The 26736-nt window shown below is 55.2% G+C and carries 32 protein-coding genes; 15 read left to right on the plus strand and 17 right to left on the minus strand.

Annotation, left to right across the window (positions count from 1 at the left end):
• Positions 1-155 precede the first annotated feature (155 nt).
• The 4 genes from ahbA to GM415_RS15455 all read right to left on the minus strand — a co-directional run bounded on the left by ahbA (position 156) and on the right by GM415_RS15455 (position 2798).
• Positions 156-635, minus strand: a complete 480-nt coding sequence (ahbA, locus tag GM415_RS15440; protein ID WP_158949740.1) for a siroheme decarboxylase subunit alpha — start codon at positions 633-635, stop codon at positions 156-158.
• 84 nt (positions 636-719) lie between these two features.
• Positions 720-1376 carry a phosphatidylserine decarboxylase family protein gene (locus GM415_RS15445; RefSeq protein ID WP_158949741.1) on the minus strand — a complete coding sequence of 219 codons (657 nt, stop codon included), beginning with the start codon at positions 1374-1376 and terminating at the stop codon, positions 720-722.
• A gap of 14 nt (positions 1377-1390) precedes the next feature.
• Complete coding sequence (locus GM415_RS15450) at positions 1391-2161, minus strand: MBL fold metallo-hydrolase (RefSeq protein ID WP_158949743.1); 771 nt, start codon at positions 2159-2161, stop codon at positions 1391-1393.
• Positions 2162-2213: 52 nt separating this feature from the next.
• Positions 2214-2798 carry a TetR/AcrR family transcriptional regulator gene (locus tag GM415_RS15455; protein WP_158949745.1) on the minus strand — a complete coding sequence of 195 codons (585 nt, stop codon included), beginning with the start codon at positions 2796-2798 and terminating at the stop codon, positions 2214-2216.
• A gap of 491 nt (positions 2799-3289) precedes the next feature.
• Between GM415_RS15455 and GM415_RS15460 the strand changes: the two genes are divergently transcribed.
• Positions 3290-3790, plus strand: coding sequence for a hypothetical protein (locus tag GM415_RS15460; protein ID WP_158949747.1), 501 nt, complete (start codon positions 3290-3292; stop codon positions 3788-3790).
• 22 nt (positions 3791-3812) lie between these two features.
• Here GM415_RS15460 and GM415_RS15465 read toward each other — a convergent pair whose 3' ends face one another.
• The 7 genes from GM415_RS15465 to GM415_RS15500 form a co-directional block, all read right to left on the minus strand.
• Positions 3813-4259 (minus strand): hypothetical protein, encoded by a 447-nt coding sequence (locus GM415_RS15465; protein WP_158949749.1) that lies wholly within the window; start codon positions 4257-4259, stop codon positions 3813-3815.
• Positions 4260-4553: 294 nt separating this feature from the next.
• Positions 4554-5261, minus strand: a complete 708-nt coding sequence (locus GM415_RS15470) for a hypothetical protein (RefSeq protein ID WP_158949751.1) — start codon at positions 5259-5261, stop codon at positions 4554-4556.
• Between the two features lie 831 nt (positions 5262-6092).
• Entirely contained in the window at positions 6093-6461 is a 369-nt protein-coding gene (locus GM415_RS15480) for a hypothetical protein (protein WP_158949755.1), read from the minus strand.
• Positions 6462-6463: 2 nt separating this feature from the next.
• A complete protein-coding gene (locus tag GM415_RS15485; protein ID WP_158949757.1) occupies positions 6464-6727 on the minus strand; it encodes a hypothetical protein in 264 nt (87 codons plus the stop codon).
• A 272-nt stretch (positions 6728-6999) separates the two neighbouring features.
• The gene (locus GM415_RS15490) at positions 7000-7314 is read right to left on the minus strand and encodes a hypothetical protein (RefSeq protein ID WP_158949759.1); all 315 of its coding nucleotides are present in this window, start codon (positions 7312-7314) and stop codon (positions 7000-7002) included.
• Complete coding sequence (locus GM415_RS15495; protein WP_158949761.1) at positions 7311-7682, minus strand: hypothetical protein; 372 nt, start codon at positions 7680-7682, stop codon at positions 7311-7313. The genes GM415_RS15490 and GM415_RS15495 overlap by 4 nt, the downstream gene beginning before the upstream one ends.
• A gap of 66 nt (positions 7683-7748) precedes the next feature.
• The gene (locus GM415_RS15500) at positions 7749-8258 is read right to left on the minus strand and encodes a RuvC family protein (RefSeq protein WP_158949763.1); all 510 of its coding nucleotides are present in this window, start codon (positions 8256-8258) and stop codon (positions 7749-7751) included.
• Between the two features lie 1065 nt (positions 8259-9323).
• On the opposite strand from GM415_RS15500, the gene GM415_RS15505 reads away from it, so the two are divergent.
• The gene (locus GM415_RS15505) at positions 9324-10607 is read left to right on the plus strand and encodes a hypothetical protein (protein WP_158949765.1); all 1284 of its coding nucleotides are present in this window, start codon (positions 9324-9326) and stop codon (positions 10605-10607) included.
• An 82-nt stretch (positions 10608-10689) separates the two neighbouring features.
• Here GM415_RS15505 and GM415_RS15510 read toward each other — a convergent pair whose 3' ends face one another.
• Complete coding sequence (locus GM415_RS15510; protein WP_158949767.1) at positions 10690-11166, minus strand: hypothetical protein; 477 nt, start codon at positions 11164-11166, stop codon at positions 10690-10692.
• A 428-nt stretch (positions 11167-11594) separates the two neighbouring features.
• Here GM415_RS15510 and GM415_RS15515 point away from each other — a divergent pair, with 428 nt between their 5' ends.
• The 10 genes from GM415_RS15515 to GM415_RS15560 all read left to right on the plus strand — a co-directional run bounded on the left by GM415_RS15515 (position 11595) and on the right by GM415_RS15560 (position 19019).
• On the plus strand, positions 11595-11975 hold the full coding sequence (locus GM415_RS15515) for a hypothetical protein (protein WP_158949769.1): 381 nt from the start codon (positions 11595-11597) through the stop codon (positions 11973-11975).
• Positions 11976-12388: 413 nt separating this feature from the next.
• Positions 12389-12577, plus strand: coding sequence for a hypothetical protein (locus tag GM415_RS15520; protein WP_158949771.1), 189 nt, complete (start codon positions 12389-12391; stop codon positions 12575-12577).
• A gap of 52 nt (positions 12578-12629) precedes the next feature.
• Positions 12630-12929 carry a hypothetical protein gene (locus GM415_RS15525; RefSeq protein ID WP_158949773.1) on the plus strand — a complete coding sequence of 100 codons (300 nt, stop codon included), beginning with the start codon at positions 12630-12632 and terminating at the stop codon, positions 12927-12929.
• Positions 12930-13328: 399 nt separating this feature from the next.
• The gene (locus GM415_RS15530; RefSeq protein ID WP_158949775.1) at positions 13329-14012 is read left to right on the plus strand and encodes a DnaB-like helicase C-terminal domain-containing protein; all 684 of its coding nucleotides are present in this window, start codon (positions 13329-13331) and stop codon (positions 14010-14012) included.
• A 179-nt stretch (positions 14013-14191) separates the two neighbouring features.
• Positions 14192-14593 (plus strand): hypothetical protein, encoded by a 402-nt coding sequence (locus GM415_RS15535; RefSeq protein WP_158949777.1) that lies wholly within the window; start codon positions 14192-14194, stop codon positions 14591-14593.
• A 30-nt stretch (positions 14594-14623) separates the two neighbouring features.
• Positions 14624-14986, plus strand: coding sequence for a hypothetical protein (locus GM415_RS15540; RefSeq protein ID WP_158949779.1), 363 nt, complete (start codon positions 14624-14626; stop codon positions 14984-14986).
• 223 nt (positions 14987-15209) lie between these two features.
• Positions 15210-15887, plus strand: a complete 678-nt coding sequence (locus GM415_RS15545) for a hypothetical protein (protein ID WP_158949781.1) — start codon at positions 15210-15212, stop codon at positions 15885-15887.
• Positions 15877-16194, plus strand: coding sequence for a hypothetical protein (locus GM415_RS15550; RefSeq protein WP_158949783.1), 318 nt, complete (start codon positions 15877-15879; stop codon positions 16192-16194). Before GM415_RS15545 ends, GM415_RS15550 begins: the two co-directional genes overlap by 11 nt.
• Before the next feature lie 259 nt (positions 16195-16453).
• Positions 16454-16837, plus strand: coding sequence for a hypothetical protein (locus GM415_RS15555; protein ID WP_158949785.1), 384 nt, complete (start codon positions 16454-16456; stop codon positions 16835-16837).
• Between the two features lie 988 nt (positions 16838-17825).
• A complete protein-coding gene (locus GM415_RS15560) occupies positions 17826-19019 on the plus strand; it encodes a tyrosine-type recombinase/integrase (RefSeq protein ID WP_158949787.1) in 1194 nt (397 codons plus the stop codon).
• Between the two features lie 301 nt (positions 19020-19320).
• Here GM415_RS15560 and GM415_RS15565 read toward each other — a convergent pair whose 3' ends face one another.
• Positions 19321-19776 (minus strand): YaiI/YqxD family protein, encoded by a 456-nt coding sequence (locus tag GM415_RS15565; RefSeq protein ID WP_158949789.1) that lies wholly within the window; start codon positions 19774-19776, stop codon positions 19321-19323.
• A 400-nt stretch (positions 19777-20176) separates the two neighbouring features.
• Between GM415_RS15565 and GM415_RS15570 the strand changes: the two genes are divergently transcribed.
• The 3 genes from GM415_RS15570 to GM415_RS15580 are packed head-to-tail and all read left to right on the plus strand — an operon-like array spanning position 20177 to position 22671.
• Positions 20177-21028 (plus strand): hypothetical protein, encoded by an 852-nt coding sequence (locus GM415_RS15570; RefSeq protein WP_158949791.1) that lies wholly within the window; start codon positions 20177-20179, stop codon positions 21026-21028.
• Between the two features lie 12 nt (positions 21029-21040).
• On the plus strand, positions 21041-21976 hold the full coding sequence (locus GM415_RS15575; RefSeq protein WP_158949793.1) for a hypothetical protein: 936 nt from the start codon (positions 21041-21043) through the stop codon (positions 21974-21976).
• Positions 21976-22671 carry a hypothetical protein gene (locus GM415_RS15580; RefSeq protein ID WP_158949794.1) on the plus strand — a complete coding sequence of 232 codons (696 nt, stop codon included), beginning with the start codon at positions 21976-21978 and terminating at the stop codon, positions 22669-22671. Before GM415_RS15575 ends, GM415_RS15580 begins: the two co-directional genes overlap by 1 nt.
• Before the next feature lie 182 nt (positions 22672-22853).
• Here the strand turns inward: GM415_RS15580 and GM415_RS15585 are convergent, their stop codons facing one another.
• The 4 genes from GM415_RS15585 to GM415_RS15600 form a co-directional block, all read right to left on the minus strand.
• Positions 22854-24173: a (Fe-S)-binding protein gene (locus tag GM415_RS15585; protein ID WP_158949796.1), complete on the minus strand. Its 1320-nt coding sequence runs from the start codon at positions 24171-24173 to the stop codon at positions 22854-22856.
• A gap of 111 nt (positions 24174-24284) precedes the next feature.
• Positions 24285-25196 (minus strand): universal stress protein, encoded by a 912-nt coding sequence (locus GM415_RS15590; protein ID WP_158949798.1) that lies wholly within the window; start codon positions 25194-25196, stop codon positions 24285-24287.
• Positions 25189-26139 (minus strand): CoB--CoM heterodisulfide reductase iron-sulfur subunit B family protein, encoded by a 951-nt coding sequence (locus GM415_RS15595; RefSeq protein ID WP_158949800.1) that lies wholly within the window; start codon positions 26137-26139, stop codon positions 25189-25191. The genes GM415_RS15590 and GM415_RS15595 overlap by 8 nt, the downstream gene beginning before the upstream one ends.
• Positions 26136-26705: a 4Fe-4S dicluster domain-containing protein gene (locus GM415_RS15600; RefSeq protein ID WP_158949802.1), complete on the minus strand. Its 570-nt coding sequence runs from the start codon at positions 26703-26705 to the stop codon at positions 26136-26138. The genes GM415_RS15595 and GM415_RS15600 overlap by 4 nt, the downstream gene beginning before the upstream one ends.
• Positions 26706-26736 lie beyond the last annotated feature (31 nt).

Consider the following 26736-nt stretch of genomic DNA (forward strand, 5'->3'; position numbering starts at 1 on the left):
TTCACCCATATAAATTGGGGATCGCATAACAATCCCGACAGGCATGCGGGCAACCGACGTAATGGATGACTGAAAGCCCTGCTATCGGCAGGTTGGATTTGCTGATAATCCTTTTGGTCCATTTTTATTTTATTTTCATAAACACCTGCCGCTTGTCAGCTTGGCTGACCATCGGCTTGTTTTTTCCTGTTGCTCATTTTGAAATCAACTTTGACCTTATATAAGCGACTCGCAGGCAGATTTAGGATTTTCACACCGGTTTCACGAGTAATGAATTCTAGTGTCACCGCCTCTTCCTCACGGGAGCGGGAAGTGAGCGTGAACCATATATTGAATTCGTTTTCCCGTTCATAATTGTGAGTGACTCCAGGTTGCTTGTTAACCACATCAACAAATGTATCCATCAGTTCGACCGAAACCTTGGCCGCACAAAGGGTAGAAACCCAGCCGAGCCTGTATGCGTTAAAATTGGCACCTATACGCCGAATAATGCCAGACTCACGCATTTTCCGGATACGGGACATCGCCTCATTTTCATCTATGCCAACCTGTTTGCCAAGTTCGGTGTATGGGCGAGAGCATAACGGGAATCCCGTCTGCACTATGTCCAGTAACTGCCGATCCAGTTCATCCATTTCGCCATCTTGTCTCACGACTGCGCACCTCGCAGAAAACACTGTAAAACAGTTAGTTCCAACCGGCTGGAAATTCAATTGCAATCAAATAGGAGGATTTCCTTTTCGCTCTGCGATCACACTCTGCCCTCCGAGAACATACTCCCCGACATGTACCGCTGGGCGATAACTTTGAGGCAAATAGAGTTCGACACACGAGCCGAACCGAATGAGTCCGTATCGTTGGCCTCGTTCTAGAGAATCCCCCTCTACCGTGCGACAGACAATGCGACGGGCAATTAGCCCTGCGATTTGAATCATGCTCCACGACGACTCATTTTCATCAACAATCAAATAGCCACATCGTTCATTATCTGTGCTGGCCTTATCAAGGGAGGCGTTGAAAAATTTCCCTGGCCAGTATTTTATGGTTTTCACGGTTCCCGCAACCGGCGTCCGGTTAACATGAACCTGAATAAGATTCATGAAAATACTCACACAGAGGCGTTCCTCGCCCGTCATGGGATCTGACTTTGTTGCCATTCGGATGACCTTTCCGTCGGCAGGACTGACTGCCAGTCCCGAAGCCTGCGGGACAACGCGTTCGGGATCACGGAAAAATCCCACCGAAAACCAACATAATAATAAAGCGACACAGGCTGGAATGGCCCAGCCCAATACAGCGAGAATAAGAGCAGACAGACCAGTTAACCCAATACAGGGAAAACCTTCAGGGCTTATACTAATGCTTGGTGATCGCATATCAAAACCTCACGTTAGATAACTACGGTTTCGCCGTCTTCCGGCACCGCAATGTTTGTGTCAAAGCCATTTTCTATCGAGAACTCGCGCAGCTCTTTCCTGGAGAGCACCGCATGGTTGACCGCTTCCATGTGGGTAGCGATAAGCGTGGCGTTTGGTGCGGCCTCATGAACCTTCAGAACATCCCGCTTACCCATGATGATGGAGCCTAGGCCAACCACTTGAGCATCCCCGCTGTTCAGAATGACAACTTCAGGAGTGTATGTTTCCAACGAATTCTCAACGTGATGATTCCAGACAGTGTCCCCGGCCAGATAGAGAGTCTTTTCAGAAGGGTGTATGAAAATGACGCCACAGACGGTGCCGAGCATATCCCCCAACTTTTCCATAATGGAATCACTGCCGTGCTGACCGGGGGTTTTGACCAAACGAATCCCCTCGAACTCCGTTTCCGAGTCCAACACGCGGGTATTCGTGAATCCCGCCGAACTGACTTCTTTCTGGTCTTGCTCGTTTTGGACGAAAACCAAGAGGTCCTTAGGGAGGGCTGCCTTGGCGATTTCATCCCAATGGTCCCCGTGTGTGTGGGTAAGTATTACAGCATCGACCTGGCTAAGTTCATGAATAGTCACCGGTAACTCGACCAACGGGTTTGACAGTTCGCTGTTCACCGTTCCAGGAAATCCGGGGAATGAAGCTTTTTCTGACAGCATGGGATCTACAAGGAACCGTTTTCCTGCGTATTCTATAATCGCTGTAGCGTTTCTAATCTGTTGGAATTTCATTGTGATATTCTCCTTTTTATTGGACCGAACGGTCCACAATTGGGTAAAAAAATTATTCCTCGTCAAGAAGGGAGAGCACTAGATTGAAAGCTTCGTCCAGCCGTTCATGATCGCATTTGGCACGAACCATTACCTGCAAGCCTGGGAAAGCGACGACAAGTATTCTAGCGAGTTCCCTCGGGGTTTTCCGTCCTTTGATGGATCCATCAATCCGGCCTCGCTCAATTGTCTGAGTCAGCATTCTCTCCATACACTGGAAATCCTGCTTCACTCGAACACGAACATCCTCGTCGTGGGGAGCCATCTCGACGGCTTGGTTAATGCTCATACAACCGTTAGTGAACTCGTCAGCCTTGGCTCCCTCAAGAATAATACGATAAAACTGTTCGATCCCGTCTCGGGCAGGAGAATGGCTAAGCACCCGGCTCGCTTCTTCCCTGCGAGTGTCACGATAAGAGTCAAACGCTGCCAGAAAAAGGTCCCGCTTGCCTCCAAACGTTGCATAAAGGCTGCTTTTGCTTAAGCCAGTCGTTTTCAACAAATCCATAATAGACGTGGCCTCATACCCTTTATGCCAGAAAAGTTTCATTGCCTGATGCAACGCTTCTTTCGAGTCGAATTCCTGGTGACGTGACATAAAACTTTCCCTTTTTTGGGCGAATCGCTTTCAACTAGAGGAAAGATAACCAAATTGGAACGCTTGGTCCAGAATTATTACCACACTTTTACCAGCCCAACGCCACACCAGTAGTCTTCGATAATTCTGTTACAGATAAGCAACCCCAAACTGCTGCCCCGACAGCTTAACCGCCAGGCGTAGGCTATCGCGCTCCGATTTGCGCCTCCTGCCAGATGTCGGGCGCCGGAATGCTACCCACGACTCACGATGTGACCGAGCGTCTCTCCAGGGAACTCCTGGCTCCCCTTACCGTTCGTCCGCAGGACTGCAAGGCTTTCCCCTCCGACACAGACTGAAAGAAAGGGACAAGATGAAGGACATCTGCAGGCAGTGCCACGGCACGGCCTGGATTGAAGACCACTGCGCTCAGACCGACAACGCAGTTGAAAGTATAATGACCACCCTGCTACCGCATATATCATGTACGTTCCGTCATCGGCCGGAAGCGGGTGATACGGCCCTGTCGTCGTTCCAACAACATCACCGGTCACGAAATCGACGATCTCGTAATGGTCGATTGGCAGTGTACCGGCCTCGGCCGGAGTCCTGCGGATCCCGTCATCCGACACAACGATACCCCTAACCGCTCCAGGAGGCAGGATCTCGGATACGACCGTCGCCCTGTCCCCAGCGTTGCCGGCTATGTCCTCGCCATAGACGACGAGCGCTCTTTTCCCTTCCCAGTCGCCCGGGACGGACAGCGTGTTGCCCCTGGTCGTATCGAGGACGGTTCCGCCCTGCTCGGCCAGGATCCACTTGTTGGCGCGGTAGGTAGATGCTTCGCCCTGGACGACCGAATACACGGCATCGGTGCCGACGAACGACACGGCAACGTCCAGTTCCCTGGGGGCCGTGATCTTTACGGCGATTTCCGCCGGTCTCCCGGGGCGGCAGGAGATTTATTATTCGATCCTCGTGTTCTCGACCGTATCGTCAGCGTCACCAATTAACTCGCCGCCCTTGTCCAATGCCTCAAGCACCCTGAGCAAGCTGCCCTTTCCGCTTCTGCCAGTGATAGCGTCCTTCAGCTCTACGAGCTTTTGGAAACCACCAAGGACGTTGTTGACATCCCTGGGGTCCGCAGGACCTGCGGATGTTTACCATCAAGCGGATATTGCCCACGTAGCGGACAAGGAAATATTGGAGGTTCTCGCCAATGACCTTACCGAGTTGCGATTTCGTCAGTTCGGCTTCCCGGTCGATCGCCTCGGCGACGTTCCGCCTGGCCTCGTCCCGTTGCTTCGGCCACTCTTCCGCTTTCCCGCGTTGCGACAACATGCTTGAAGACACGCAGTACTTCTTCGCCAGATCCTTGTACGATAGAAATCTGCGACCACCGTCCTCGCCTATCGGACCGTTGACGAACTCCGCCCTCACCGGCTCCCAATCGAGGCCCTTCCAGCCACATTTCTTGCTCATCGCATTCCCTTGGCCTTTAAACGCTGAAATAAAGAAAAAAAAAGCTAAATACGCTTCCAAGCCGACAAAACAGGAGGGTTTCGGGACGGTTTTATCCCGAGGCCCTTACTTATTCGCCTCGGCGACCGTTTCGAGAGACTCGATCGCGAAAAAAAATGGAAAAAGATGAGGGAATGGGGGATGGAAGCCGGGAAGAGGCGGCGGGATTGGAGTGGTGGGAACTGGAAACGGAAAAGGCCCCGCCAGGGGCCTTCCTTCGGCGGCATAGGGGTCGCCAAGGTTTAGTTGGAGTGGTTAATCGTCGTTAGCGTCGATAAGCTCGTCGACCAGCTCGCTGGCGTAGTCTCTGGTATCAACAACGATACAACCGGCACTGTCACAACCACGGTCGTCAAGGACGTCACCCATCAGGCTCGTCAGGGCGGATACGGGATCGTCACCAAGGTCGTCCAGCGTGTAGGCAGGAGTATCACCAAGGGTGGTGTGCAACCGTCGGTGGCCTACCCTGAACGAGTCGGCGAAATACTCGTCTGCGGTTATGATGTCGGCCTCCGCGACATCAACGTCGAAAATCCCGTCTGTCAGCTCCTCGAAGAAATCACCAGCCTCGGGGTCCACGTCAAAGTCAAACCCACCGACCCAGTTGTTGCCGTTCCACGACTCCTCGAAGCAGGCGCGGACACGGCCAAGCATTTTCATGTTCTTGTCGATCCAGTAGGCAAGGCTGTATGCGTCGGCCATGTTGCACACCACGTATTCTCCAACAAGATTGTTCCATACGTCACTGGAGCAACTCCCCCTCTCGTGGTGGCCACGGGTCACGACGTAGATTTCGCCGTCACGCCAGTCAACCTGGAGGAAAATGTCCTCACTCTCGGTGCCACCAGCCAGGTTGTCGCGGACAATGCAATCGATGGCCGACTCCGGCTCAAAGCGGTTAACCATTTCGGCAACAACGTGCTTTGCGACTTCGTTGTTTGTCTTTTCGTTCACATTCCTCATTCTCAATCTCCTTGTTTTTGGGGCGGTCCTCACCGCCGTTGATAGTGTGAATATTTCACACCACAAACACAAAAGTCAAGTTTTTAGGGCGTCCAAAGCAATATTTTCTTGATTTAGAAAAACCAGTGAGCGCCAGGATATTTTACTGATTCAAAGCCCTTTTTGGCTGATGAAAGAGAAGAAAAAGGCCCCCGGATGGGGGCCAAAAATCGAGATATGCCTCGCTCTCGGGTGGTGTTCCCTGGCAGGTGGTGTCCCCGCTTGTGAGCAACGTTGGTTCGGCCGCCCCGAGCCACGCGGGGGGGGCCATGGAGGGAAATTCCCTCCGTCAAATCACGGAGCAGGTCGGGTCGCGTGTTCGGCGACGCGGCTCGTATGCCGCTCCGATGTTGTCATGGGGTCGGCCGTTGTAGACGGTCACGAGCCTCAATCCGTTTTTGCACGGCACTGTCACTGCCGTGAACCCCAGAAGATAGTGCCTGGTGGCGCCCAGCCATCCAGGACTTTTCTCGCCCATGGCAACACATGCCAAGGCGGTAGGTGCAACGATGTTGCGTTCTTGCATACGGGAATAAGCATGCTTCGTAACAATCACATTGATAGCGCCTCCTTCGGTCTATACCAACCTGCCAATCCATTTCCCTGATCATACCACCAGCCAACGGCCGATCGCCACTTTTCAGCCGCAAAAAATGGCCTTGGAGGAAGGAAATCGAAGGGAAAAAGAACGAAAAAAAAGAAGGGCAAGGATCCAAAAAGGATACTCGCCCCCCTTCACTCGGTTTCTACTTCCCCTAGTCATCTGGGGACGCGGGGGGAAACAGGGTATAGCTAACACCCATCGCGACATTCCCAGGACAGAACCCTGTTCACGCGGAACGATGTCACGAACGAGTCGAGGTCGTATTCGTAGACACACCCGTCAACAGTCACATGCGGATCCCCGAATGACGCGTCGATGTGCGGCGCGAGAATGCGCAGGACATGCGAAAACAGATCGAAGTCCTCTCCGCACGTCTCGTCGTAGTGATAGCCAGTCGCAATGCGGTGAATATCCATTACCGCATCGACAACCTTGTCGAGACTGTTAACAGTAAGACGCTCGCGCAGCATCTTGACGGCCTCGTCGTACGTCAGTTCCGGGGTGTCATCGAAGACGTTGATAACACCGTTAAACAACTTGATTGCGAGATCGGACATGACTACACCCCCACCCTTCTCAAGCTTCCCTCGTCGGTCATGACGTACCGGCGACCGTACGAGCTGACAACGACGTCACCCGGCCCGTGCGAACAATCCGAAAGCTCCGGCCGCACAACCCTCCGCTTCCCGACAAGCTCGTAGCCCCATACCGTCTTCCTGACTTTCTTCCCGTTTCCGTCGTCGACCAGGGCCGTCTTCACATGCCGGCGGAACCGCTGCGTTTCGACCATGTTCTTGACGTGCAAAACCATTACTCTTGCCATGTTTTTCTCCTTGGCCGCGTTTTCGATGCGGTCCTTGCCTACTTATTCGCCGCCAAGGGGTCAGCTCTTGCAAAAACGGACCGTCAGAAGCCAAAAAAAGGAGAAAAAGATGAAAAAAAGGAACCGCCCCCCTTCATTTTGGGTGCGGTTCCGGGCGGGGGAAACGGCCAGGATGGGCCGTCGCGGTATCGCCGACAGGCGGTGCCGAAACATGTGAAGCAACGCGGAATGCGTTACGGTACGTCCCGCGGGACGTGCCGAAACAATACGGATTACGGCTTTGGTTTGATGAAAAAGATCTTGTGATAGCCCTCTGCGTAGAACCGGTTGAGATCTGGCTGGATACCCGGGGCCAGGAGCGCCCCCGGAAGGACGAAGCCGAGGACGATGGCCTCTGCCTCGCCTGGCCAGATACCGGTCCAGCGTGAGAATGCGGGGTCATGGCCGTAGCATTCACACTGGCAACGTTGGAGGCCGCAAACGGAACACCGTTCGACCTCGCATCCGTTGCGGTGCGGAGTGCAAGGCTCGACTCCGCAGGAGGGGCATCGTGAAAGGCCGGCGAGATGGCTTGTTTTCCGTGTCATGCTTCACCTCCTGGGATCCTGTCCCAGCCCTTGAGTTCGAACTTGATGACCACTTTTCCGGGCCACATGTCCGACTCCGACCAGCCTCCGGCATCGATCATATCAGTCAGCAATTTGAGGAATTCTGGGACGGAAACCTGCACAATCTCGATCTTGTCGATCGTGATCCCGACATCTGTCCGGCCTCCGGAGAAAGCGAGATAGCGTTCGTTGTCCTGCATGTCGATGCCGACACCAGTCGGAGCCGCCGACCCCGCAAGTTTGGCGCAGTGAAAAAGCGCCCGGATCAGACCATGCTTGGTCGGATTGTCAACGAGATCACCGACCAGTTCGTATTTTTGCGTATCAGAGAGGGGAAATCCTTTCATGAGGCCTCCTTCTTGGGTTCAACGAGCATTGTGCTCACACCCCAAAAATCGGTCAACACATCTCCGTCACTCGTCTTTTTGTTTCCATGCGAGATAAGCCGCGGCGGCATCTGCGGCGTGTTCGAGACGGCATTTTGCTTTCGGCCATGGAGCTGATGGCCACCTCCGCTTCGCCGCATCTATCATATCGTCCTTTTCGCCCTTTCCCGCCCCGAGAAACGCGATTTTCCCGTCCCTGGGCCGGGTCGTGTGGAGCGTCAGCCCCGCCCCTGCACACGTCCCGATCACAACTCCGGCCGCAAGGCGCATCGCCTGGACGGCGTTCATTGATTTGGACCCCTCAAGAGGCATTTCGGCGACGACTTCAGCCGGAGAGAATCGGCTGATGAGGGAAAGAAGTTCGGACGACAACCCCCGAGCGGCTGCCTCCAGGGCGACATACTTTGCAGCTCCCTTCGGCGGCTTCGTTTGCACGGTCCCGGCGGCGACGATCTCGTCACCGTCGAACACGCACCATCCGAGATTTTTCAGGGGAACATCCAGGGCCAACACAGGCCTTTCTTCTACTTGTTTCAACTATCACTTTCATCCAGTGCCTCCTGGAGTTCTTCGTCATCAGGTCCTTTGCCTTCCCGGGGGCGGCAGCCCCCGGCTCTTGCTCCTGCGTCTGCAAGCTTTTTTTATTTTCCCCTTTATTTCCTTTTCATTTGATTTCATTTATTTTTTTATATCCTTTCGCCGCTACAAAGGGGCGGTGGGCCTTTGCCTTTGCCGCCCAGGAACTCGGCAACGGCGGTCAGAAAAGCGAAGCCTGGCGCGGCCTCGAGGCTTCGTGTCCCCGGCGGCCGGAAGTGGTCTTGTCGTCCTGGGCTATACGCTCGTACTCGGCTGGGCCAGTCTTAATTCCGCCGAGCGGGATGACGTGGCCTTAGAACCCGTCGACAGCCGATTTGGGTCCGCCATCGACCGGCGGCACTGTTGGAGATGGGCGCATCGGCCACAGATTGCGTTGTTCGCGTTGCAGATCGCTGAGGCAAAACAGCCGGGGCCGCCGCCGCGCCGCCCCCCCCATCCTAAAACAGTGGTTCCCCCTTTGGGGGAACTGGATTGACGATCTCGAAATGATCTTGGATTTTTTTGATGGCTGGTGAAAAGGGAAGGTGGGCCATTCGATTTTTACGAGAATGTGGTCTGGCTTCCGTTCTGACGGGTTCTTCGGATTGTTCATAGGGACAGGTTCACGAGGGCAACAGAAAAGGCCGTGGCGGCCTGTTTTTTGAACGATTCGGCGGTATGGCTGATCTATTCAGAACGGCGCATCGCCACTTCTTCCTTTCATCAGCCATCTTGAAATCAAAACGGACGCTCTTCGTACGTAATTATTCTGTAAACTAAACACGAGATTTGTATGATTCCACGAATCCAAAGGCTGACAATGATTTCCGGCGATTATTTTTTGGGCAATATCACCGCCATTTCGAGCTGGTTTTTTGGAAAATATCACCGACTTTTTTGGGAAATATCACCATTGCGCCGAAAAGTGATATAAAAATACAAGTTCACACATTGACTTTTAGTTAGTTATCTAGATATTTTTTTAGTTATGGAGGCGACAAGATCAATCAAAAAGGAGATTTCAAGATGGTTAAAGACAAGGTGAACAGGGTCGCCCCGGTTATCAAGCAGCTCCGGGAACTGTCAGACCGACCCCAAAGCCCGGTTGCCTCCGGCGACATCATGCACTTGCGGTACGAAACGACCAGGATGACATACGAGGTATCGAGTACCAGTCCGCTCCCCAGGCAGTGTGACGTCAAAATCTACTACTACTGCCTCGGTGTCAGGCAGCAGCAAGAGTATGACGGAGGCGACAGGAACCGTGTCTCCCTGTCTATCCTCGATATTTTGAAGGGATGCGGCATGTCGAAGTCGAGACAGAACTACGATAACGTTGTCGAGGCGTTGCGGCGATACAACGATTTGCGAATGCGCCTCAAGTACAAAGACGCTTCCGGGATCGCAGAGGACTGGTTTGGCTTGTTTGACGCAAGAATCCGCGACCGGAACGTTGAATTGATATTTTCCGATTTTTATCTCGAGGCGCTTGAGGCAGATGACGCAAACACCCACTTTCTGGCCCTTGAGCACATTGCAGGACTGACCGGCCTGGCAATCCAGATTTATGCGATGATGCAGACGCACCTGTTCAGCGTGACAGACAAAGTCCGGCCCTACAAGGAAAAGGCAAGGCTGATCACACGCAAGCTGTTCGGCGAGGACCGTGGCCGCGAACTGCCAGTCAGTTCCGCCCTGACGCACTACGTCAAGCCGGCCCTTGAACGCATCGAGCGGGAAACGGGTTGGGAAATAAGAGTCGAGAAGGATGGCCGAGGCGAAGACTGCATGTGGACATTCTCGACGAAAGAAATCCCCAACTCATTTCGCGTTGCCGGTCTGACAAAAGAAGACGAGGCTATGATCCGTGGCAACAATGACCATACAGTCGAGACAACTTCCACGCAACCGGCTTCAACCGAACTACCCGACGCTGTAATCCGTGCAATCCCAGAAAAATACCGTGCTGACAAAAAGCTCCGCGAGGTGCTGAACGACCTGTTGACAAGGACGGAAGAGCGAAACGTCATCGTCTTGTGTGAGTCTATAAACACAAGGAAAGTCAAGAATTTTGCGGCAGTTGTAATGGGTATGCACAATACCGGCACCCTCCTGGAACAGGCAAAAAAGGTCGGTGCGAACAGGCGCATCAAGACGTTCGATGAGACTCTCAAGAAGCGCCTCGATGCCGCAGCGTACGTGATTGATTGCGGTGAGGAATTCTTCGTAGAGACGTGCAAGGCCAGAGGGGTAACGCCGGAGCAGGTCAGGGAATACGTCGCCAAAAATCAGGCTAACGACAAAGCGTAGCACACAAGAAAGCCCCCGCCAGGGGGCTTCTTCTTTCTTCATTTTCCTTCCCTTTTCACCAGCCACCATCCAACCAGGTATATCAGTCGTCCCAGGACGATCCGCAGCCGAAATCGTCATCAAAGGACGAGCACCCGATGCCGTCATCAAACGACGAGCTCCCGCATCCGCAGATATCGTCATCAATCCCAATTGACGAACACCCGCAAAAATCGTCGTCAAAAGCCGAGGTCGAACTCGACCAATCATCGTCGGACGAAAACATGAAGCTATCATCCGAACTCGATGACCAGTCGTCATCAGCGAATGGATCATGGTAGATATTGCAAGGTAGATGGCTGTAAATCGGAGAATAGTACAGGTCGTCATTATTCAAAAAATCGTCGTCATGAAACATGTCATCCGAAGACCTGGTCCCTATTTCATCGCCAAACATCGACTGCCATCCGTCCCCACCATCAGCCTCACCGGCCGACCAGTTCGTCGTCACGCCGCCACCGTTGCTGACAAGCGCCCCAAACAGCACAGCCGCCCCAAGTATCATAATCACGATCTCCATCTTGCTTCCCCTTTTTCTTTTTTCCTCTCCATTCACACAATCGCTCGATTCAGCGCCTGAGCCCAGAGATTTCTCCACCTTATTGTGTCATAACCCATCTTTTTTATTCTTTTTTCATCTTTTAGGGGTGTTACGGCCGATCCGGTTTTTCCGGGTGCAGGTGCGTTTTTTTGCAAGAGTCGCTGTGTAGCCGGCAAATAGGTGAGTATGACACACGAAAAATGATTTAAATCGGCAGAGGATGCGCTGCGGTGGTTGATCGCGGCGCGTGACACGGCGGGGACCGTCGGGTCAGTGACTGGGAGATGTGTTGCAGACGGAGAACTCGGGCTGACGCCTGATGGGGACGTGTTCCGCCCGTCTGCAGAAGACCGGATCCACACGCGACGCGACCTGGAGATGGTGATGGACGGCGGGATGGGCCGGAGATGCGCAAGGTCCTGGCCGTTTACCTCGATTGCGAATGCGTCCGGACGTACCCGGAAGACGAGGACGGCGAACGGCGGCCGGGGGCGGTAGACTACGTGGTGTATTGGAGGCGGTGTTCCAGACAATACGCCAACCGGCTGATCACGCAGATGCTGGACGTCGTCGAGAACAACTTGTGGCGGTACGATATGCTCTACGAATGCCCCTACCCTGTTCGCGGCGACATACGTCGGTCGGACGTTGACGAGGGCGGCGGCGTTCGGGCAGTGCGCCAGGTAGTCACGGAAGAAGATCTCGAGGCGGCAGCCGAATACTACTCCGCCGAGGAGCTGGAGGCGGCGGGGATAGAAATTGTCCGCGGGGAACAGAGTTGTCACTGATCAAGTCGGCCGCGGGTTTCTGGTTTATCCGCGGCCGCTTTTTTCGGGGGTTGCGAGAGCCCTTGCTGACAACTCTTTAATTTCCTTTAGAGAGGGGGGAGCTGACAAATCTTTAAAAAGATCCTTGGCGTTAGCGATGTAAAAAATGGCCTATTTTGATCAAAAACGACTGTTTTTGCGTTTTTGAATCGTTTTCGCGTTTTGCGTTCGAAACGCGAATTTCGGTCTATTTTGATTAAAAAACGCCATTCCACATCCTATTTCCCCCGCCCGGAACCGCATAGAGTAAAGGGGGGCGGCCATTTCCTTCCTTTTTTTTTTACTGATCCGATGCTCCTTTTTGCAAGAGCGGTGGTCCTTGCGGCGAATAAGTGAATAAGGGCTGCAAGAAAAATGCGGCCGAGGAGAATAAAATGGCAAAGATCAGAAATGGCGGAGAAATGCTGACAAGGTGCTACGTCTGCGATCAGCCGAACCGTGAGCTGAATAAGCTCGACACGATGAAGGGCGGCAAGGCCACTGTCGAGATCGTCGAGGTGTGCGACAAGTGCGCGGTCCAGCTCCGGCGCAATGCGAAACGGAATGGCAAGGGGAGGAGGTAGACATGGCAATGACCGTTCTCCCACCAGAGCGGCGCTGGAAGTGGCCTAAACAATGGCCGACGAGATGGTGGCAAGGGGCCGAGTCGAAAACGGCAAATCGTACCATATCGTCGTATTGGACATTGACTGGCTCTTGGAAAGCGGCGTCCAGGACAAGCTTTTCGTTGCCCTTGCCATGCGTGAAGTCCCCTTTTCCTTTGACGGCGCCCGCCGCATCGAGACAGCCGGAAACGTCTATGTCATTGGAGAACGGGTGAAACCGAAGCCGACGCCAGACAAGAAGCCAATCGGACATCTCGTCGACGAGAAGGTGGACATGGCCGCCGTCCGGAGGCTCCATGGAACTTCTTGACAACCTCCTCGCAATTCTCCGGCCATCCCCGCCCCCCCATCACACGCCGCAACCAGGATCCACCGATGTTCGACTGCAAGGCCGAACACCGTGGCGAACGGCGGTGACACGACGCCCCATTTCTGCTGTTTCCCCCACGCTTCCCAATGGACATGGGAATACGACTATAGATGAAGGGGGCAGAGATCCTTGGCCCACCGCAGATGATTCTTTTTTCTTCTCGTTACGGCTGTTTCCCCCACTCCCTCTATGCCAGGGAGGACAAGAGACAAGAGTGAAGGGGGCAAAATTTCCTTTTTGATCCTTTTTCCTCGGAATCGCCTTCGCGGCGCTGATCCTTATTTCCTTATCCCGGAGACGGAGTGGACAGCCAACGCAACTCCGAGCACAGTCTCGTACATGAGAAGAAAGGCACCGACACATATCAACAGCATTGTCCCCGGTCTCGTAAACGAATTTCCCAACCACGAACCTGAAACTGCCGCCGCTTGCGTCATCGGCAACCTCCATGGCGGTCAGCTGATAACCGTGGCCAGTCGGCCGAGCGTCGGCAAAACGAACCTGGCGGCGCATGTCGTAGCGAGGGTGTCTGCACTGACGCCAACACCGGTCTCGTCCGCAGTGTTTTCATTAGAGGGGGCGGCCGACATGTTCGCTATGCGTATCTTGTCTGCCGTCTTCTGCGGCAACCTGCACCAAGCCGCAACTCTGCTGTCACACGCCCCAATCGTGATCGATGACACACCGGGTATATCCGAGCTAAAGCTGACTGACCGATGCAGAGACTTGGCGCCACTTGGACTCGTCGTCATCGACTACCTCCAGCTCCTGCGGTCAGGACTTGAGCATGGAAGCCCGGAAGACGAGATCAATCGCGTGGTTCCAGGCTTGAAAAAACTAGCAGAGGATCTGGATGCACCGGTCATTATTCTGTTCCAACTTCCACGACATGTTGATAAGCGCCCGGATCGCCGCCCAGAACTGTCGGATCTGAATCAAGCCTTGGCTGACGCAAGCGACATGGTCATCCTGCTGACTCCTGGCCATGATCACCACTCCAACCACATCATCGCCAAATCCTAGCCATTGCCCCGCTGCCCGCGGGGCTTTCTTCTTTTCCTCCTCTTCAATCCTTTTTCAACAGCGAGAAATCTCTCAACTTTTTTTATTTCATTCGCCAAACAGCTTGACTTCCGCCATAGAAGTGTGAAATATTCACACCATAGACGGCGGCAATAGCCGCAAAACGAAGGAGATCGAAAATGGAAAAAGTCAGACACAGCTGCGGATGCACAAAGAAGTACCGGCTCTACGGTCCTGCACATTCTGTCAGGCGACAGATTGAACACCGCGAGGCAATGCCCTGCCCGAAGTGCAAGAGGGCCGCAGAAGAGGCGGTGTTCATCGCAACGTGCGAAGAGTCCGCCCTGGCGAACACCGAAATGGGACTGCCGGAGCTGACCGGCACCGCCGCCCAAGTCGCATATGCAGAATCAATCCGCCGGGACGGCGTACGGGACGCGCTCCGAATGGTCAACAGCGACCAGGAACAGGACGTTATCGACACCCTGTCCAAGGCGACCGCCGCCAAGTGGTGGCTGGACAACAAGGAGTTGATGTTCGGCGCCTGGACAGCCAAGGCCAAGGCTGACTTCACGGCGTAAACCGGATACATATTTCAAAGGAGAATAGAAATGGCAGTATCACTTGATAAAGACTGGACCCGCGTCAACCTTACGATCTGCGCAGAGACAAGAGACCGGCTGGAGAGCTGGAAGCAAAATGGGATATCACTCCCGGCGGCATTGGCGACATGCGCCAGGCTCGTCTACGCCGACGGAATGTCGCCGCTCCACACGCCCAGGGGCGACATCGAGCGGGTCACGTTCCAGCTCCCTGTCCACGTCCTGGCCATCATCGACCTCCTGGCCGAGCGATGGAAGGTCAGCCGTTCCGAGGCCGCCGACCGTATCCTGCAGATCGGAGCAGAGGCAGTCGAAACCGGCGCGAACACGCAGATGTCGGTCATCATGCCGTTTGAAAAAGAGAAGGTCTAACGTGGGAATCACAGCATCTGCAAGGAGGCCCACCTTGACCGGTGGGCTCTCTTGTCTTTATTTATTGACATGCATCAGATAGTGAGCGATTTTGAAAGATTCCGGAAAACATTTTCTCTTGACAATAAAGAGGTTATCAGCTATATTTTCTGAAAATCCCGGATCGAGAGTTTGTCGAGAAGGCTGCACCCAATGAAGGGTGTCTGTACGCCAAGGAGCGAGTGTGGAAAAGGACCGCACCACCCAAAACGGCAATGGCGAAATAACTAAACACATCAACCCCTTCGCGCTGCTCCACCCCCTCCTGAAAGTCGGGACCGCGAAGCGCATCGAACACACCAAGTACAAGATCTTCGTCAAGCAGCTTGGCGGTGAACTTCTTGATGGTGCTGAGGCTGTCTTCGGTGCCGAGAATGCGGTCTTGACCGGCTGCGTCGAAACCCCCGACGGCATCATTGACGTCGAAATGGACATTACGCCCGAAATGTTCGTCGAACTGATGCCTGCGTTCGGTGCGTTCGCGCCCTGCGACACGCACAAGTCCCGTCGCGCGTCCGTCATCTACAAAAAAGGGAAAAGGCTGTTCCTGACCAAGCGCCCTGCTGTCGTCCGCTCTGCCAACTGCGTCCTGCTTGCTGGGGCCTACGTCGGCGTCTGCGACGGCAGCTGGTTCATCCACGGTTTTGCCCAAGGTCGGCCCGATATGATCGCCAACGGCGTCAAGCTGACCGAGGACGAAGCACGGCGCGTCCTGTACGACGCCGGCTACATCGACTTCACTAGCGCCTGCGACCGAGACCCGGCAAACTACCCCCGCCCCCGCACGGCCAAACGCAAGCGTTGCAAGAACGCCGGACAGGCATCCATGCTCGACGCAATGGGGGTGTCCGATGACCGCTAACGACACCAAGGCCAAGCTCCTCCAGACCAGGTTCATCACCCAGGCAGACCTGCCCAGCCTTCACCCCTGGCCGCCCCTTGAATGGTGGTTCACCGGCGAACGGAACAGGCTCGAGGACTACCTCCAGTTCCTCGTCGAGCATGGCATCGCCCCCGAACCCATGGCCATATCCCACTACGACGACCCCGACAGGATCGGCGGCTGCGGCCGCCCCCTGTGGCGGTGCGACCTGACGTGCCCGAGCAGATGGGAAACGTTCGTCGGCCCCCATCCCCTGCCTGATCCCGACGAGGACGTCCCGTTCTAAAGCCAAAAATCCGCTCAAAACCGCCGGTGGCACGTCATTTTTTGGCGTGTCACCGGCGAAAAACGTCTGGCGCTCACCGGGTTTTCCGTGCGCCATGTTGACGACACCTTGAAACAGTACTTTATCAAGCGATTTCTTATTGTTACGACCTTTACTTTCGTAATTTCGGGGGTGTCCAATAAATGCATGACGGCGACAGCGCCTGGGCCAAGGGGTTGGCCAGGCGACCAAAAAAGCCGCAACCAGGAAGGAGAAAAAAATGGGGTCAAAGAGAATCATCAAGACAGAAGATGGCATGTCGCTCGACGCGACCGGCTACGCCGGACGGTACCTGCTCGTCGATCAGATGGGCGGGGTCCAGGCCGCCACGGACACGAGGGACGCGATCTGCGCGTTCGCGGCTGTACTGGCGCACATCGATAGCCAAATCGTCGCGCTTTCTGCGTACGACGGTTCGACCGGGGAACGGTGCAACGACGAAATCAGCGCAATGGGCACGGCGTACCTTCCGTACGTAATCGATGCACTGATCCCGTGCGCCGAAGACGAAGCGAAACGGGCTATCTACAAACACACGAGAGAACTTCTCGTGGCCGCCGGTGCGGCAACCGGAATTGAGTTGATCGACGAACTGATCCAGTAACGACACGCGGCGGTTGGGGGCGACTGCGGAAACAGCGCCGCAGCGCCCCCAGGGCGGAGCCGTGGAGGCCCGTGTGCAAGCGCTTGGAGAAGCGAATGCACACAAGAACGGAAGAAGGAAGATCGGTAGGAAGGACGTGAAGTCCATGTGGTCATGACGACTAACGGCTGCACAATAGACGGTTGCGCGCATCTATGAAGATAAAGGCGAGGCCGGGACATACACGATGACCAGGGCCAGGGGAGAGATATAACCCACTTCACCGGCAACAAGGAGGCTCCTTTTCGGGGCCTTCTTCTTTTTTAAAACTTTTCCCCGCCAAATCTTGACTCTTGAAATTGCGCCAAGCGAGAATTGGATTCCTTGGGGATGCATTTCCCACCCATTCTCATCTCACTTCCTCCACCGGAAGCCGCGGGAACCTCCCCTGAAAAGGGCCGCCGGCTTCCACTTTTTTTTGCCATGTGCGGTGCAAAAACTGCACATTGCGAAACTTTTTTTGATGCAGAATTTTGCACAATCTGAAAATATACAGTTATTTCAATATGTTTATGCGTAATGCAAAAACAAGGAATCGTCAACTTGTTGAAATAGTTGTTGATTTGCCTATTTTATGGAGTAGACTTGTCCTGATATGGGGAAATCGCATTTGAAAAAATCGGAGGTCGCCGAGACACTTGGCGTGTCGCAGAAGACGGCTGTCCGACTGCTGGAGCAGTGGGGGGTGGATCCGTGCGCAGATCTCGGTCCTGGGCGGGGCATGGGGTATCGGTGGCGGACGGCTGATGTTGTCGCGGCGCTCGAAAAAACCAGGCCGCACCGGATGACACCAGCACCTCGGCCACGGCGCCGCAAGAAGGCGCACGGCCTTGATAGTCCGACGCTCATGGCCGATCTTTTCGGCGAATAGCATAGTCCCGTTGACGCCATTTTCGAGGCGGGGCACCATGTCAGTTCTATGGAATATTTCGAGCCTTGAGGAGGGTTTATGGCGATCAAGCGGCAGAAGGGCAAGAAAGAGACGCTGTATCACGTCTATTATCGGCACCCGTATCTGGACAAGACTGTCTACGAGCCGTTCGGACACGACGAGGATGCGGCCAAGAAACGCAATGCGGAAGTGAAATATTTGCTCAAGTACGACAGGGAGTCGTTCCTGCCGGAGCGGCAGGTTGACGACACGGAGAAGACTGGGCCTACCGTAGACGATATCCTGTTGATGTACCTGCAGGATGTCGCCGCCAGAAAAAAGGGGCAAGATCTGGCGAAGGAGAACATGGAGACAACCCTGTCCCATTTGAAATTCGTACGCCCAATCATCGGGCATATCCCTGTTTCGGAATTGACAAAAGCACACCTGCGGGAGGTCGTCGCCGAACTGCGGAAGCCGCACGTCATTGATATGACATATACCCCAAATGGCAAAACCAAGAAGGTCAAGCGGAAGGTAAAGGGCAACTCACAGACGACGATAAATCGAAAGGTCAGCATCGTCCAAAGCGCCTTGAATTGGGCCGAGGAGCAGGAACTTATCGAGGAAAACCCGGTGTTCAGATTCTCTGGGGCAAAGCGTGGGCCGAACAACAAACCTGCTCCGCCTACTGTCGAAGAAGCCAATCTCATCGTCGCTGCGGCCTCCGATCATGTCCGCCGCGCCGTTGTCCTCGGTGTCGGGACCGGGGCCAGGATGGGCAGGTCCGAGTTGCTGAAGGCGACATGGGCGGACGTGTCTTTCGAACGGAATTGCATCCGTATCTCGTCGGCCGAGAAAAACAAGAACATCACGTATCGGGATATCCAGCTCAAGCCCAATGTCATGGATGCCTTGAGATACTGGCGAAAGAAGGACGCAGATATCGGCCATGTCGGCCACATCATTCATTGGAACGAGAAGCCAATCAAATCGCTCAAAACGGCTTGGTGGAGGACGCTTGAACGGGCCGGGATCACTCGCCGCATCCGTCCATACGACTGCCGCCACCATTTCGTAACAGAAGCCCTTCGCAAGGGGTGCGATCTTAAGGCCATATCAACGATCGCCGGTCACGCAGACCCGACCATGATCTTGAAGCACTACCAGGAAGTCGTCGAGGAGACCAAGGCGGCGGTCATCAACTCCACCTCGGAGCTGGAACTGCCGGACCTTGACACAGGCCCACAATATCTTGCCAAAGCTAAATAGCTACCCCACCAACCACCATCAACATAGCGGCGCTCCGGCGCCGCCTTTTTTTGCTCTGTGTCCCGAACAGATTTGAACCGATTTTTATCCTACAACTTATCCGTTTTTACCCCTATTTTATCCGTTTCACTGTCGGATAAGCCTGTTTTTTCGTATCAAAAACAAGTACTTAGAACGTATTCCATGCGTTCGGGACGCAGAGATCGGAGGTTCAAATCCTCTCATCCCGACCAGAAAATTCAAGGCCTTACGGAAAACCGTAAGGCCTTTTGTTTATTCTAACAATTGAATGCAGAAGACGTCAGCCCTTGCGCAGACTTCGTGTCAGAAAGCGATCGAGCTGGTTGGTGAACTCCTGCTTATCTTTTGGTCCTAGAGGAGCGGGGCCGCCTGAAACCATACCGCCGCTTCGCAATTCTTCCATCAGGTTGCGCATGCGCAGCAGACCCTTGACGTTATCTTCAGTGTACAATTCGCCACGCGGGTTGAGCCCCGTAGCCCCCTTATCAACAATAGCGTTCGCCAATGGGATATCAGCCGTGATCACAAGATCACCAGATTTGACCAAGCGAACAATCTCCTTGTCTGCTTCGTCAAAACCGGACGCCACCTGGACTGCTTTGATCAAAGGCGAAGGAGGAACAGAAAGAAAGGCATTGGCCACCAATGTCACTGGCACTTCACGTCGGAGTGCGGCTTTAAACAATATTTCTTTGATTACATTGGGACACGCGTCGGCATCAACCCAGATATGCATTAGTACCCGCTTAAGCTTAAGATTAACAATAAATCGGCCTGCAAATTCTAGCTGTAAACACAGAATATGAAAACCCTCGACTGCTCCTCCCCCCACTGAATGTCATCCATGCAATGAAATGGAGCCACTTTCCCCCCTCTTCCCTCCAGCGACTCCGACATCCCACCATTTTCGACGTCTGCAACTCACCAATAAAAAAAATACAAGGCAACCTCTTTGAACTTCATGGAATTGCGCGCAGCCAAGCCAAAACCAAGCACTGGGTTGATGATTTGTAGTTGCAAATTCCTTTCGACAGGATATGTAGATTATAAAATCGTCGATTTAAGTACGTGATTCAATTTTGGTAAATTCTGGCTTCCGTTATTTTACCTGCAAGAAAAACGTAAGGAGATGGCCTATGGCTTTTACCGATCATTGCGAGATTTTTGCATCTATTTCAGAATCACTCATCAACTCATTAGTTGCCAATGTGGCTCGGCAACGGCCTTCGCTCTTCAATTACGGCACGAAATCCTTTGTGGACTCTCCCCAGTTCATGTGCAGTGAGATCGAAGTTTCGCCGGGCCTGCCGGGCAACCAACCGCATGTCACTCTGGAGCATCCCCTGCCGGTTCCCGGGGCCGACGGCTATGCCTTTGAGTGGTGTGCGCAACTGGTCAAACTGGAAATCGACTTTCATCCTTTCAACCATGTCCACCTACCGCCAGAACTCTCGCCCGGCACCCAAACACTCGCGCTGCATGCCACTCTTTGCGCGGCGATAGCCTGTCCCTCGAAAAAGGATTTGCAACACCTTGGAGAAAAGGAGGGAGACAAGTATCCCGTAATTGATCCGGCACAGGCCTTCGCCAGCGAGTCTTCCCATCAAAACTTATCCGACAAGGAGTGGGAACTGTTCCCCTTCAATCCGGAACTCCTCAATTGTTTCTGTATCGAACTCTTCGCCACGGCCCACCTGATCACCAACGACACCACGGTGGGCCCGGTCCTCCGCATCGAACTGACGGGACTGGAGATCGTCGACATCAAACCAGACGGCCTGGAGCAAAATCTGGAATGCTTCATCGCGACGACCGTATCGCTCGGCATTCTTCCTCGGCTCAGGCTGGCTGTCCGCGACCTGCTTTTCGACCTGAATGAGTTTGGTCAGTTGTCCATCGGACTCACGGTTCCGTCCGCATCGGTGCCGTACAATCCCAGCATTGAGAAGGACCGCCTTTCGGTTTTTGTCGATGTCAATTTCAGCTGACGGGAGAGTTCCATGAATGATTTTCAATTAGCGATTTCCGAGAAGGTTACTGAAGCCCTTTTCACTCAATTGCGGGACAATTTTTCCGTCAGCCATTCCGACAGCGGCAGCTTCGGCCCCTTTTCGGCCAGCTACTCGGCCGGAATCAAGCTCCAAAACGGAAAGATCGATTTCCAGAACAATGGCACGGTGCTGATCAAGGAGCTCGACATCGTGTACGATCCGTTGAAGCTGACCTTCGGCATCGACATCCCGAAGGTGACAGTCGGCGGCTTTTGCATCATACCGAAACCGTGGGGCGGCTGCGCCTTGCGAGCGCCCAAGAAAACCTTCTTCGGCGGCAATCCGGACATATCGGTTCCGCTGGACCTGAGCGGCATCATCACCACGGAAATTTCCGCCAGTTGCAGCGCAAAGATGAAGCACTTCGACGATCCGGCCAATGCCGGACTCACGCCCTGGAAAGCGAATGCCCTGGGCAAATCGGATCGGTGGCAACTGTTCCTCGAACCCGGCTATGTCGACATCGACCTGATCGATATCGCTGATACGGCCGGCAACCTGATCGACTCTATGGTCGACGCGGCCGTGGACCAACTCCTCGGATTCCTGCCGGGATGGGCGCGAAGCCTGGTCAAGGCCATACTGGGTAGTTTCTCCTCGCTTATCCGAAAGCTGCTCGACATCGGAGACGACGTTCAGGAGTGGCTGTCCAACATGCTCGGCGTCAGCCTGGGTCTGTTCAATTTCGCAGTACAAATGGTGCTCGAGTATTTTGCCGACAAATATCCGATTTTCGAGTTCGACGACCCCTACCCGATGCTGCCGACGGCTCCGGGCCCGGGGGGTTCGGGAGCATTGGTTCCCGTTCTTATGCCGGTCCAATCGCCCGACATAACAGTCAATGACAAGGAGATGGTAATTTCGGCTTCACTGGGGGTGATCTGATGATTTATCTTAATTATGCTGCACTGGGAGCCGTCCGCCTGAGCTCCGATGGTCTGGGGCCTGTCGATTCGATTGCCCATCCACTCAAGGCTGGCAGGTATCACGGAACGGTCTGGCTGAACGACGAGATCGAGGGAACCTTCATCCTCAATATCGAGGCGGAAGGCGATGGCGATCAGGTCGACATCGACCTGGCCTCCATCGGCAAGGTGGGCAAGGCGATCCTCAAGCAGGGTCCGCCCGTCTTCTCCGGCGGCTGCCTGAAAGACGCTCCCGTGTACGCCATGTTCCACTGCGAAGAGGAGCGCACCGGCTACAGGGTGCTGCTGGCCAAGGTCGGCGAGGACAAAAGCGAGTTCGACAGCAAAGCCTTGTCCAAAGGCGACTATTACATCCTTACACCGCTCAAGCCGGGCTCATGGAAAATCACGACCTCCGCAGGCAAGGAAGGCAGCCTCATCGTGGAGGAGGCAAAACCCACGGCCAAAGCGAGAGCCAGCCAGCATGGCGCTACGATAGTCACCGATGGCAAAACCATTAAGCCCGCGAGAACGAAAATCGTGTCGGGTGATGGCGTTGTTTTCGAGATAACAGGCAAAAAGGTCGCCATTGAAGTGGCCCTAGCACAGAGCGGGAGGCCTTCCGGTCAGATTCGCCCTAAAGTCCGCATTCCTGGCAGGATCAAGCGGCCATAGGATAACAGACCTATTGGAATAGCGTGGCCGCATTCCTTGTTGAAACCGCCTTCACGCTCATACAGACACCTAGCACGCATAAATAGGGACTTGAGGAGAACCCTCAAGTCCCTTCTCACGCAGAAACCGAACCATTTCCTAACCTAACGGGTGCAAATCGGGACACAGAGCGCTTCAAGCCGTCAATATTCCATGGCTGACAGATCCACACCGAACTTCTCCCATTGGGCGTTGGCCAGGGAGTTGGCCTTTTCCACCATCTCCTCCTCCCAGGGTTCCAACACCAGGGTCTCGGCCACCAGTTGCCAGATGTATTTCACCTCGTAGGTGTACTCCGTGTAGTATTTAGGGATGCGTTTCATGATCTGGTCGCGGCAATTGGAGCACCCGACCACCACCACGTCGGCGCCGCTTCGCCTGATCTGGTCATACTTGCGCCGGGCATGGTAGGCGGACTCATCCTCGAACGGCATGGGCCACATGCCGCCACCGGCACCGCAGCAATAGTTCAATCCCCGGTTGGGCGTCATGTCCGCAAAGTCGTCCACGCACTGTCGGATGATCCAGCGAGGCTCCTCGTAGTAACCCTTGCCGAAATGCCGAGCCAGCTCGCGGCCATGCTTACAGGAGTCGTGCCAGGTAAACCTCTTGCCTGCGTTGACCGACTTGTCGAGCCGGATGCGGCCCTCGCGAATGATCTGGATGAGGTAGTCATAGAGATAGGTGAACCCGACCTCGTTGTTGGGGTCCTCCAGAACACAAGTCTCCATACCCTTGCGGCAACCGTACGACCCACCGCCGCAGTCAGGCATGATCATCCGTTCGATGTTGTGCTCCTTCATGAAGTCGATCTTGCGCTTGGCCAGCTTCCTGTTGGCGGCGTAGTTGCCGGTAAACAACGCCCAGTCCACTGCCTCCCATCCTGCGGAAGGAACGGTCCAGTCCTCCTTCGCGGCATAGAAGACCTTCCACCACCAGAATTGATCCTCGAAATCGCCGTAGACTTCCTTGGAATTGGGGAAGAAGAGAATCTTGGCGTCATCCTTGTCCACCGGGACATAGAACCCGGGACACTCTTCGGCCATTTCCGCGCCCAACTCGGCCATCCCTTCCAGGTAATCCTCCCTGGCAATGGCCAGATTGTTCCCGGTATCCACGTTGTTCTGCATGCCCTGGTGCAGGGTCCCGGGCACCTTGTCCCGGTCTCGCAAGGACTTCATGTGGGCCATGACAGCGGGAATGTCGATGCCCATGGGACAGGAATAGGCGCACCGTCCGCACCCCGTGCACAACCACGGAAAGTTGGAGTCCACCACCTCGTCCACCATGCCGTAGGAAAGCATGCGCATGACCTTGCGCGTATCCCACCCCTCCATTCCGGGAGTGCCGGTGATCGGGCATCCGTTCGAGCATGTTCCGCAGACCATGCAGGCGCTGAAATCGAATTTGGCGAGGAACTCCCGAACCTCCGCATCCATAGGCTTGGGCATGACCATGTCCATGGCTCACTCCTTTTTTGCGGCGTCGCGCCGCCCGAATCTCCGGGAGCGGCAACGCTCCCGGAGACGATTGCTTCTCTTGGGGCCAGTCATCGGTTACGGCTGAAAGCCGAACTAAACCGTGGCCTCGGCCTCGGCAGTGACCACCTGGCCTGTCTGGTCGTACATAAGGCCGCAGCGCAGGTCGAAGTGGCGGTTGACACTCATGGTCGGACAAGGCGCATTAAGCGCCACCTGAGTGACCGTGGAGCCGAGAAACGCCTTTTCCGGATCCTGCTCCTTGGAATGGTGCGCCATGAGGATCAGGTCCGCGTTGCCCTGGCGCGCCATACGCAGGATTTCCATGGCCGGTTCGCCCGCGCAGGCTTCGAAGGAGCACCCCTTCACGCCGTCAAGACGCCCGCCGTATTCCTCCTTCAGCCGGGCCACGACCTCGCCGCTGTCCGGTCCGCCGGGACCGGCCACGTGCATGACCACAAGGTCGGCCTTATACTGCCGCGCCATCTGTCCGCCGTAGGCCACGGCGCACTCGGCCTGCTCGGAGAAGTCCGTTGCCACGAGGATCTTGTCGAACAACGGTTCCTTGCAGACAACATCCTTGTGCACGATCATGACCGGACAACGGGCTCGCTGACTGACCCGCTCCAGTGTGGAGCCCGCCATATTCCACATGTGTGACCGCTTCTCCTCATAGGCCTTGGTGTGAGGCCCCATGACGATCAGGTCAGTGTTCTTCTTCCTGGCCAATCGCAGAAGCTCGTTGTGCGGGATACCCGCCACGACCACGATCTGCGACCCGGGAATGGACCCGAGGTAGCTGCCGTACATATCCTCCATCTTTTCCTTGAGTCGCCCCGTCTCGCCGGAAGGCTCAAGGTGTTCAATGGCCCCCCAGCCCTGCTCCATGCCCGCAACGTGGGTAAGATAAAGCTTGGACTCGAACTTGGTGGCGAATTCGGCCGCCGCCTTGACCGCGCATTCGTCGATTCCGGTAGGCGTGACGCCCACAATGATGTCCTTAAACATGACTTGCCCCCTTTTCCTGAGGTTGATCCGTTACACCTGCCGCTCCCGTCCCTGTTTCCGGCTCGGGCATCGCCCAGGCCCTGGTTGCCATGTCCTCCCTGACTTTTGCCGTCATGGTCAGGTTCTTCTCCAGTTGCACAGTCTCCCGATCCAGCCCCAGGGCCAGCCCCATGAGCTGGGTCAGGTAGAGTACCGGCACGGGTTTGCCCCCTTCCTTCACCGCCCTCGCCTGATAGGCCTCCAGGTTCATCTGGCAAAGCGGACAGACCGTGGCGATGGCGTCCGCCCCTTCCGCGTCCGCCAGAATGGCTGCCACGGATTCGATGGCCACTTCGGGATGTCCCATCATCAGGGACGCCCCGCAGCAACGGTTGCCCATTCGCCACTCGAATACCTCGCCGCCCATGGCCCTGATGAACGGCTCCATCGAGGTGGGATTGCCGGGCTCGTCGAAAACCGGATAAGGACGAAGGATCTGACACCCGTAATAAGGAGCGATCTTCATACCCTTGAGCCCATCGGTGACCTTCTGTTCAGCGATCTTCGCGCCCACATCCGTCTTGAGCACGTCCAGCAGGTGACGCACGGTCACATCGCCCCGATAATGCAGCCCACTGGCTGCCAGGACTTCATTGACCTGTCCGTGCAGATGACGATCTCCCACCACCTCCCGGTTGACCTTGAGCAGGTTGAGATAGCAGGCCGAGCACGGCGCGAGCACGTCCAGGCCCTCCATCTCCTGCTCCACAATCGCCAGGTTCCGTGCGGGCAGCGCATAATTCATCAGCCGGGAGACCGGCTCTGCGGCGCTCGCGCCGCAGCAGGTCCAGTCCGGAATCTCGATCAGTTCGCAGCCGAGCCGTTCCATGACCGCCCGCGTGGTCACGTCGAACTCGCGGGCGCTCTCCATGAGCGAACAGCCGGGGTAATACGCATACCTCATGACATCCCCTCCATTTCACGGGCCTTGGCGAACAATGGCTCCAGGACCCCGTTATGTACGGAGGAAGGCAGGTGCACCTTGCCCTTGCACAACATCTTCACCCCGAGGGGCAGGAAAGTGAACGGCAAGGCCGGGTCCTTCCGTTTGAGAAAGTAGCGCTGCATCATGCTTGTCTCCTGCACCCTGCCGTGCGTTTCCACATCCTCCATAAAGGCCTCGTAGAAAGCGCCGTTCCTTCGCGCCGCCCGATTGCCGTCCAGCCGGGCCAAACGCTTCAGGGCGGCCATGGCCGAGGTCAGCTTCAATCCGCGCGGGCACCGCAGGGTGCACATGTAACAGGACGAGCACATCCAGAACGTGCGGCTCTCAAGTATCCGGTCCAGCATGCCGAACTGGATCATCCGCCACATGGCGCGCGGGGTCACATCCATGGCGTGCCCGTTAGGGCAGGACGCCGTGCAGGTGCCGCACTGCATGCAAGCGCCCACAGTCTCCTGCAACCCCTTGAGCACGCTGCGGTATTCATCCGATACCGGACTCCATGTTTCCCTGACTGCTCCACTCATGATTCGCTCCTTGGCATAGCCGTTGCCCGGC

This window comes from Pseudodesulfovibrio cashew (assembly GCF_009762795.1).
Classification (GTDB): Bacteria; Desulfobacterota; Desulfovibrionia; order Desulfovibrionales; family Desulfovibrionaceae; genus Pseudodesulfovibrio; species Pseudodesulfovibrio cashew.

What these genes read in the sequence shown, in the direction of transcription:
- ahbA (WP_158949740.1), bottom strand. Translation starts at nt 635, where the DNA reads ATGGATGAACTGGATCGGCAGTTACTGGACATAGTGCAGACGGGATTC.
- GM415_RS15445 (WP_158949741.1), bottom strand. Translation starts at nt 1,376, where the DNA reads ATGCGATCACCAAGCATTAGTATAAGCCCTGAAGGTTTTCCCTGTATT.
- GM415_RS15450 (WP_158949743.1), bottom strand. Translation starts at nt 2,161, where the DNA reads ATGAAATTCCAACAGATTAGAAACGCTACAGCGATTATAGAATACGCA.
- GM415_RS15455 (WP_158949745.1), bottom strand. Translation starts at nt 2,798, where the DNA reads ATGTCACGTCACCAGGAATTCGACTCGAAAGAAGCGTTGCATCAGGCA.
- GM415_RS15465 (WP_158949749.1), bottom strand. Translation starts at nt 4,259, where the DNA reads ATGAGCAAGAAATGTGGCTGGAAGGGCCTCGATTGGGAGCCGGTGAGG.
- GM415_RS15470 (WP_158949751.1), bottom strand. Translation starts at nt 5,261, where the DNA reads ATGAGGAATGTGAACGAAAAGACAAACAACGAAGTCGCAAAGCACGTT.
- GM415_RS15480 (WP_158949755.1), bottom strand. Translation starts at nt 6,461, where the DNA reads ATGTCCGATCTCGCAATCAAGTTGTTTAACGGTGTTATCAACGTCTTC.
- GM415_RS15485 (WP_158949757.1), bottom strand. Translation starts at nt 6,727, where the DNA reads ATGGCAAGAGTAATGGTTTTGCACGTCAAGAACATGGTCGAAACGCAG.
- GM415_RS15490 (WP_158949759.1), bottom strand. Translation starts at nt 7,314, where the DNA reads ATGACACGGAAAACAAGCCATCTCGCCGGCCTTTCACGATGCCCCTCC.
- GM415_RS15495 (WP_158949761.1), bottom strand. Translation starts at nt 7,682, where the DNA reads ATGAAAGGATTTCCCCTCTCTGATACGCAAAAATACGAACTGGTCGGT.
- GM415_RS15505 (WP_158949765.1), top strand. Translation starts at nt 9,324, where the DNA reads ATGGTTAAAGACAAGGTGAACAGGGTCGCCCCGGTTATCAAGCAGCTC.
- GM415_RS15510 (WP_158949767.1), bottom strand. Translation starts at nt 11,166, where the DNA reads ATGGAGATCGTGATTATGATACTTGGGGCGGCTGTGCTGTTTGGGGCG.
- GM415_RS15515 (WP_158949769.1), top strand. Translation starts at nt 11,595, where the DNA reads ATGCGCAAGGTCCTGGCCGTTTACCTCGATTGCGAATGCGTCCGGACG.
- GM415_RS15520 (WP_158949771.1), top strand. Translation starts at nt 12,389, where the DNA reads ATGGCAAAGATCAGAAATGGCGGAGAAATGCTGACAAGGTGCTACGTC.
- GM415_RS15525 (WP_158949773.1), top strand. Translation starts at nt 12,630, where the DNA reads ATGGCCGACGAGATGGTGGCAAGGGGCCGAGTCGAAAACGGCAAATCG.
- GM415_RS15530 (WP_158949775.1), top strand. Translation starts at nt 13,329, where the DNA reads ATGAGAAGAAAGGCACCGACACATATCAACAGCATTGTCCCCGGTCTC.
- GM415_RS15535 (WP_158949777.1), top strand. Translation starts at nt 14,192, where the DNA reads ATGGAAAAAGTCAGACACAGCTGCGGATGCACAAAGAAGTACCGGCTC.
- GM415_RS15540 (WP_158949779.1), top strand. Translation starts at nt 14,624, where the DNA reads ATGGCAGTATCACTTGATAAAGACTGGACCCGCGTCAACCTTACGATC.
- GM415_RS15550 (WP_158949783.1), top strand. Translation starts at nt 15,877, where the DNA reads ATGACCGCTAACGACACCAAGGCCAAGCTCCTCCAGACCAGGTTCATC.
- GM415_RS15555 (WP_158949785.1), top strand. Translation starts at nt 16,454, where the DNA reads ATGGGGTCAAAGAGAATCATCAAGACAGAAGATGGCATGTCGCTCGAC.
- GM415_RS15560 (WP_158949787.1), top strand. Translation starts at nt 17,826, where the DNA reads ATGGCGATCAAGCGGCAGAAGGGCAAGAAAGAGACGCTGTATCACGTC.
- GM415_RS15565 (WP_158949789.1), bottom strand. Translation starts at nt 19,776, where the DNA reads ATGCATATCTGGGTTGATGCCGACGCGTGTCCCAATGTAATCAAAGAA.
- GM415_RS15570 (WP_158949791.1), top strand. Translation starts at nt 20,177, where the DNA reads ATGGCTTTTACCGATCATTGCGAGATTTTTGCATCTATTTCAGAATCA.
- GM415_RS15575 (WP_158949793.1), top strand. Translation starts at nt 21,041, where the DNA reads ATGAATGATTTTCAATTAGCGATTTCCGAGAAGGTTACTGAAGCCCTT.
- GM415_RS15580 (WP_158949794.1), top strand. Translation starts at nt 21,976, where the DNA reads ATGATTTATCTTAATTATGCTGCACTGGGAGCCGTCCGCCTGAGCTCC.
- GM415_RS15585 (WP_158949796.1), bottom strand. Translation starts at nt 24,173, where the DNA reads ATGGACATGGTCATGCCCAAGCCTATGGATGCGGAGGTTCGGGAGTTC.
- GM415_RS15590 (WP_158949798.1), bottom strand. Translation starts at nt 25,196, where the DNA reads ATGTTTAAGGACATCATTGTGGGCGTCACGCCTACCGGAATCGACGAA.
- GM415_RS15595 (WP_158949800.1), bottom strand. Translation starts at nt 26,139, where the DNA reads ATGAGGTATGCGTATTACCCCGGCTGTTCGCTCATGGAGAGCGCCCGC.
- GM415_RS15600 (WP_158949802.1), bottom strand. Translation starts at nt 26,705, where the DNA reads ATGAGTGGAGCAGTCAGGGAAACATGGAGTCCGGTATCGGATGAATAC.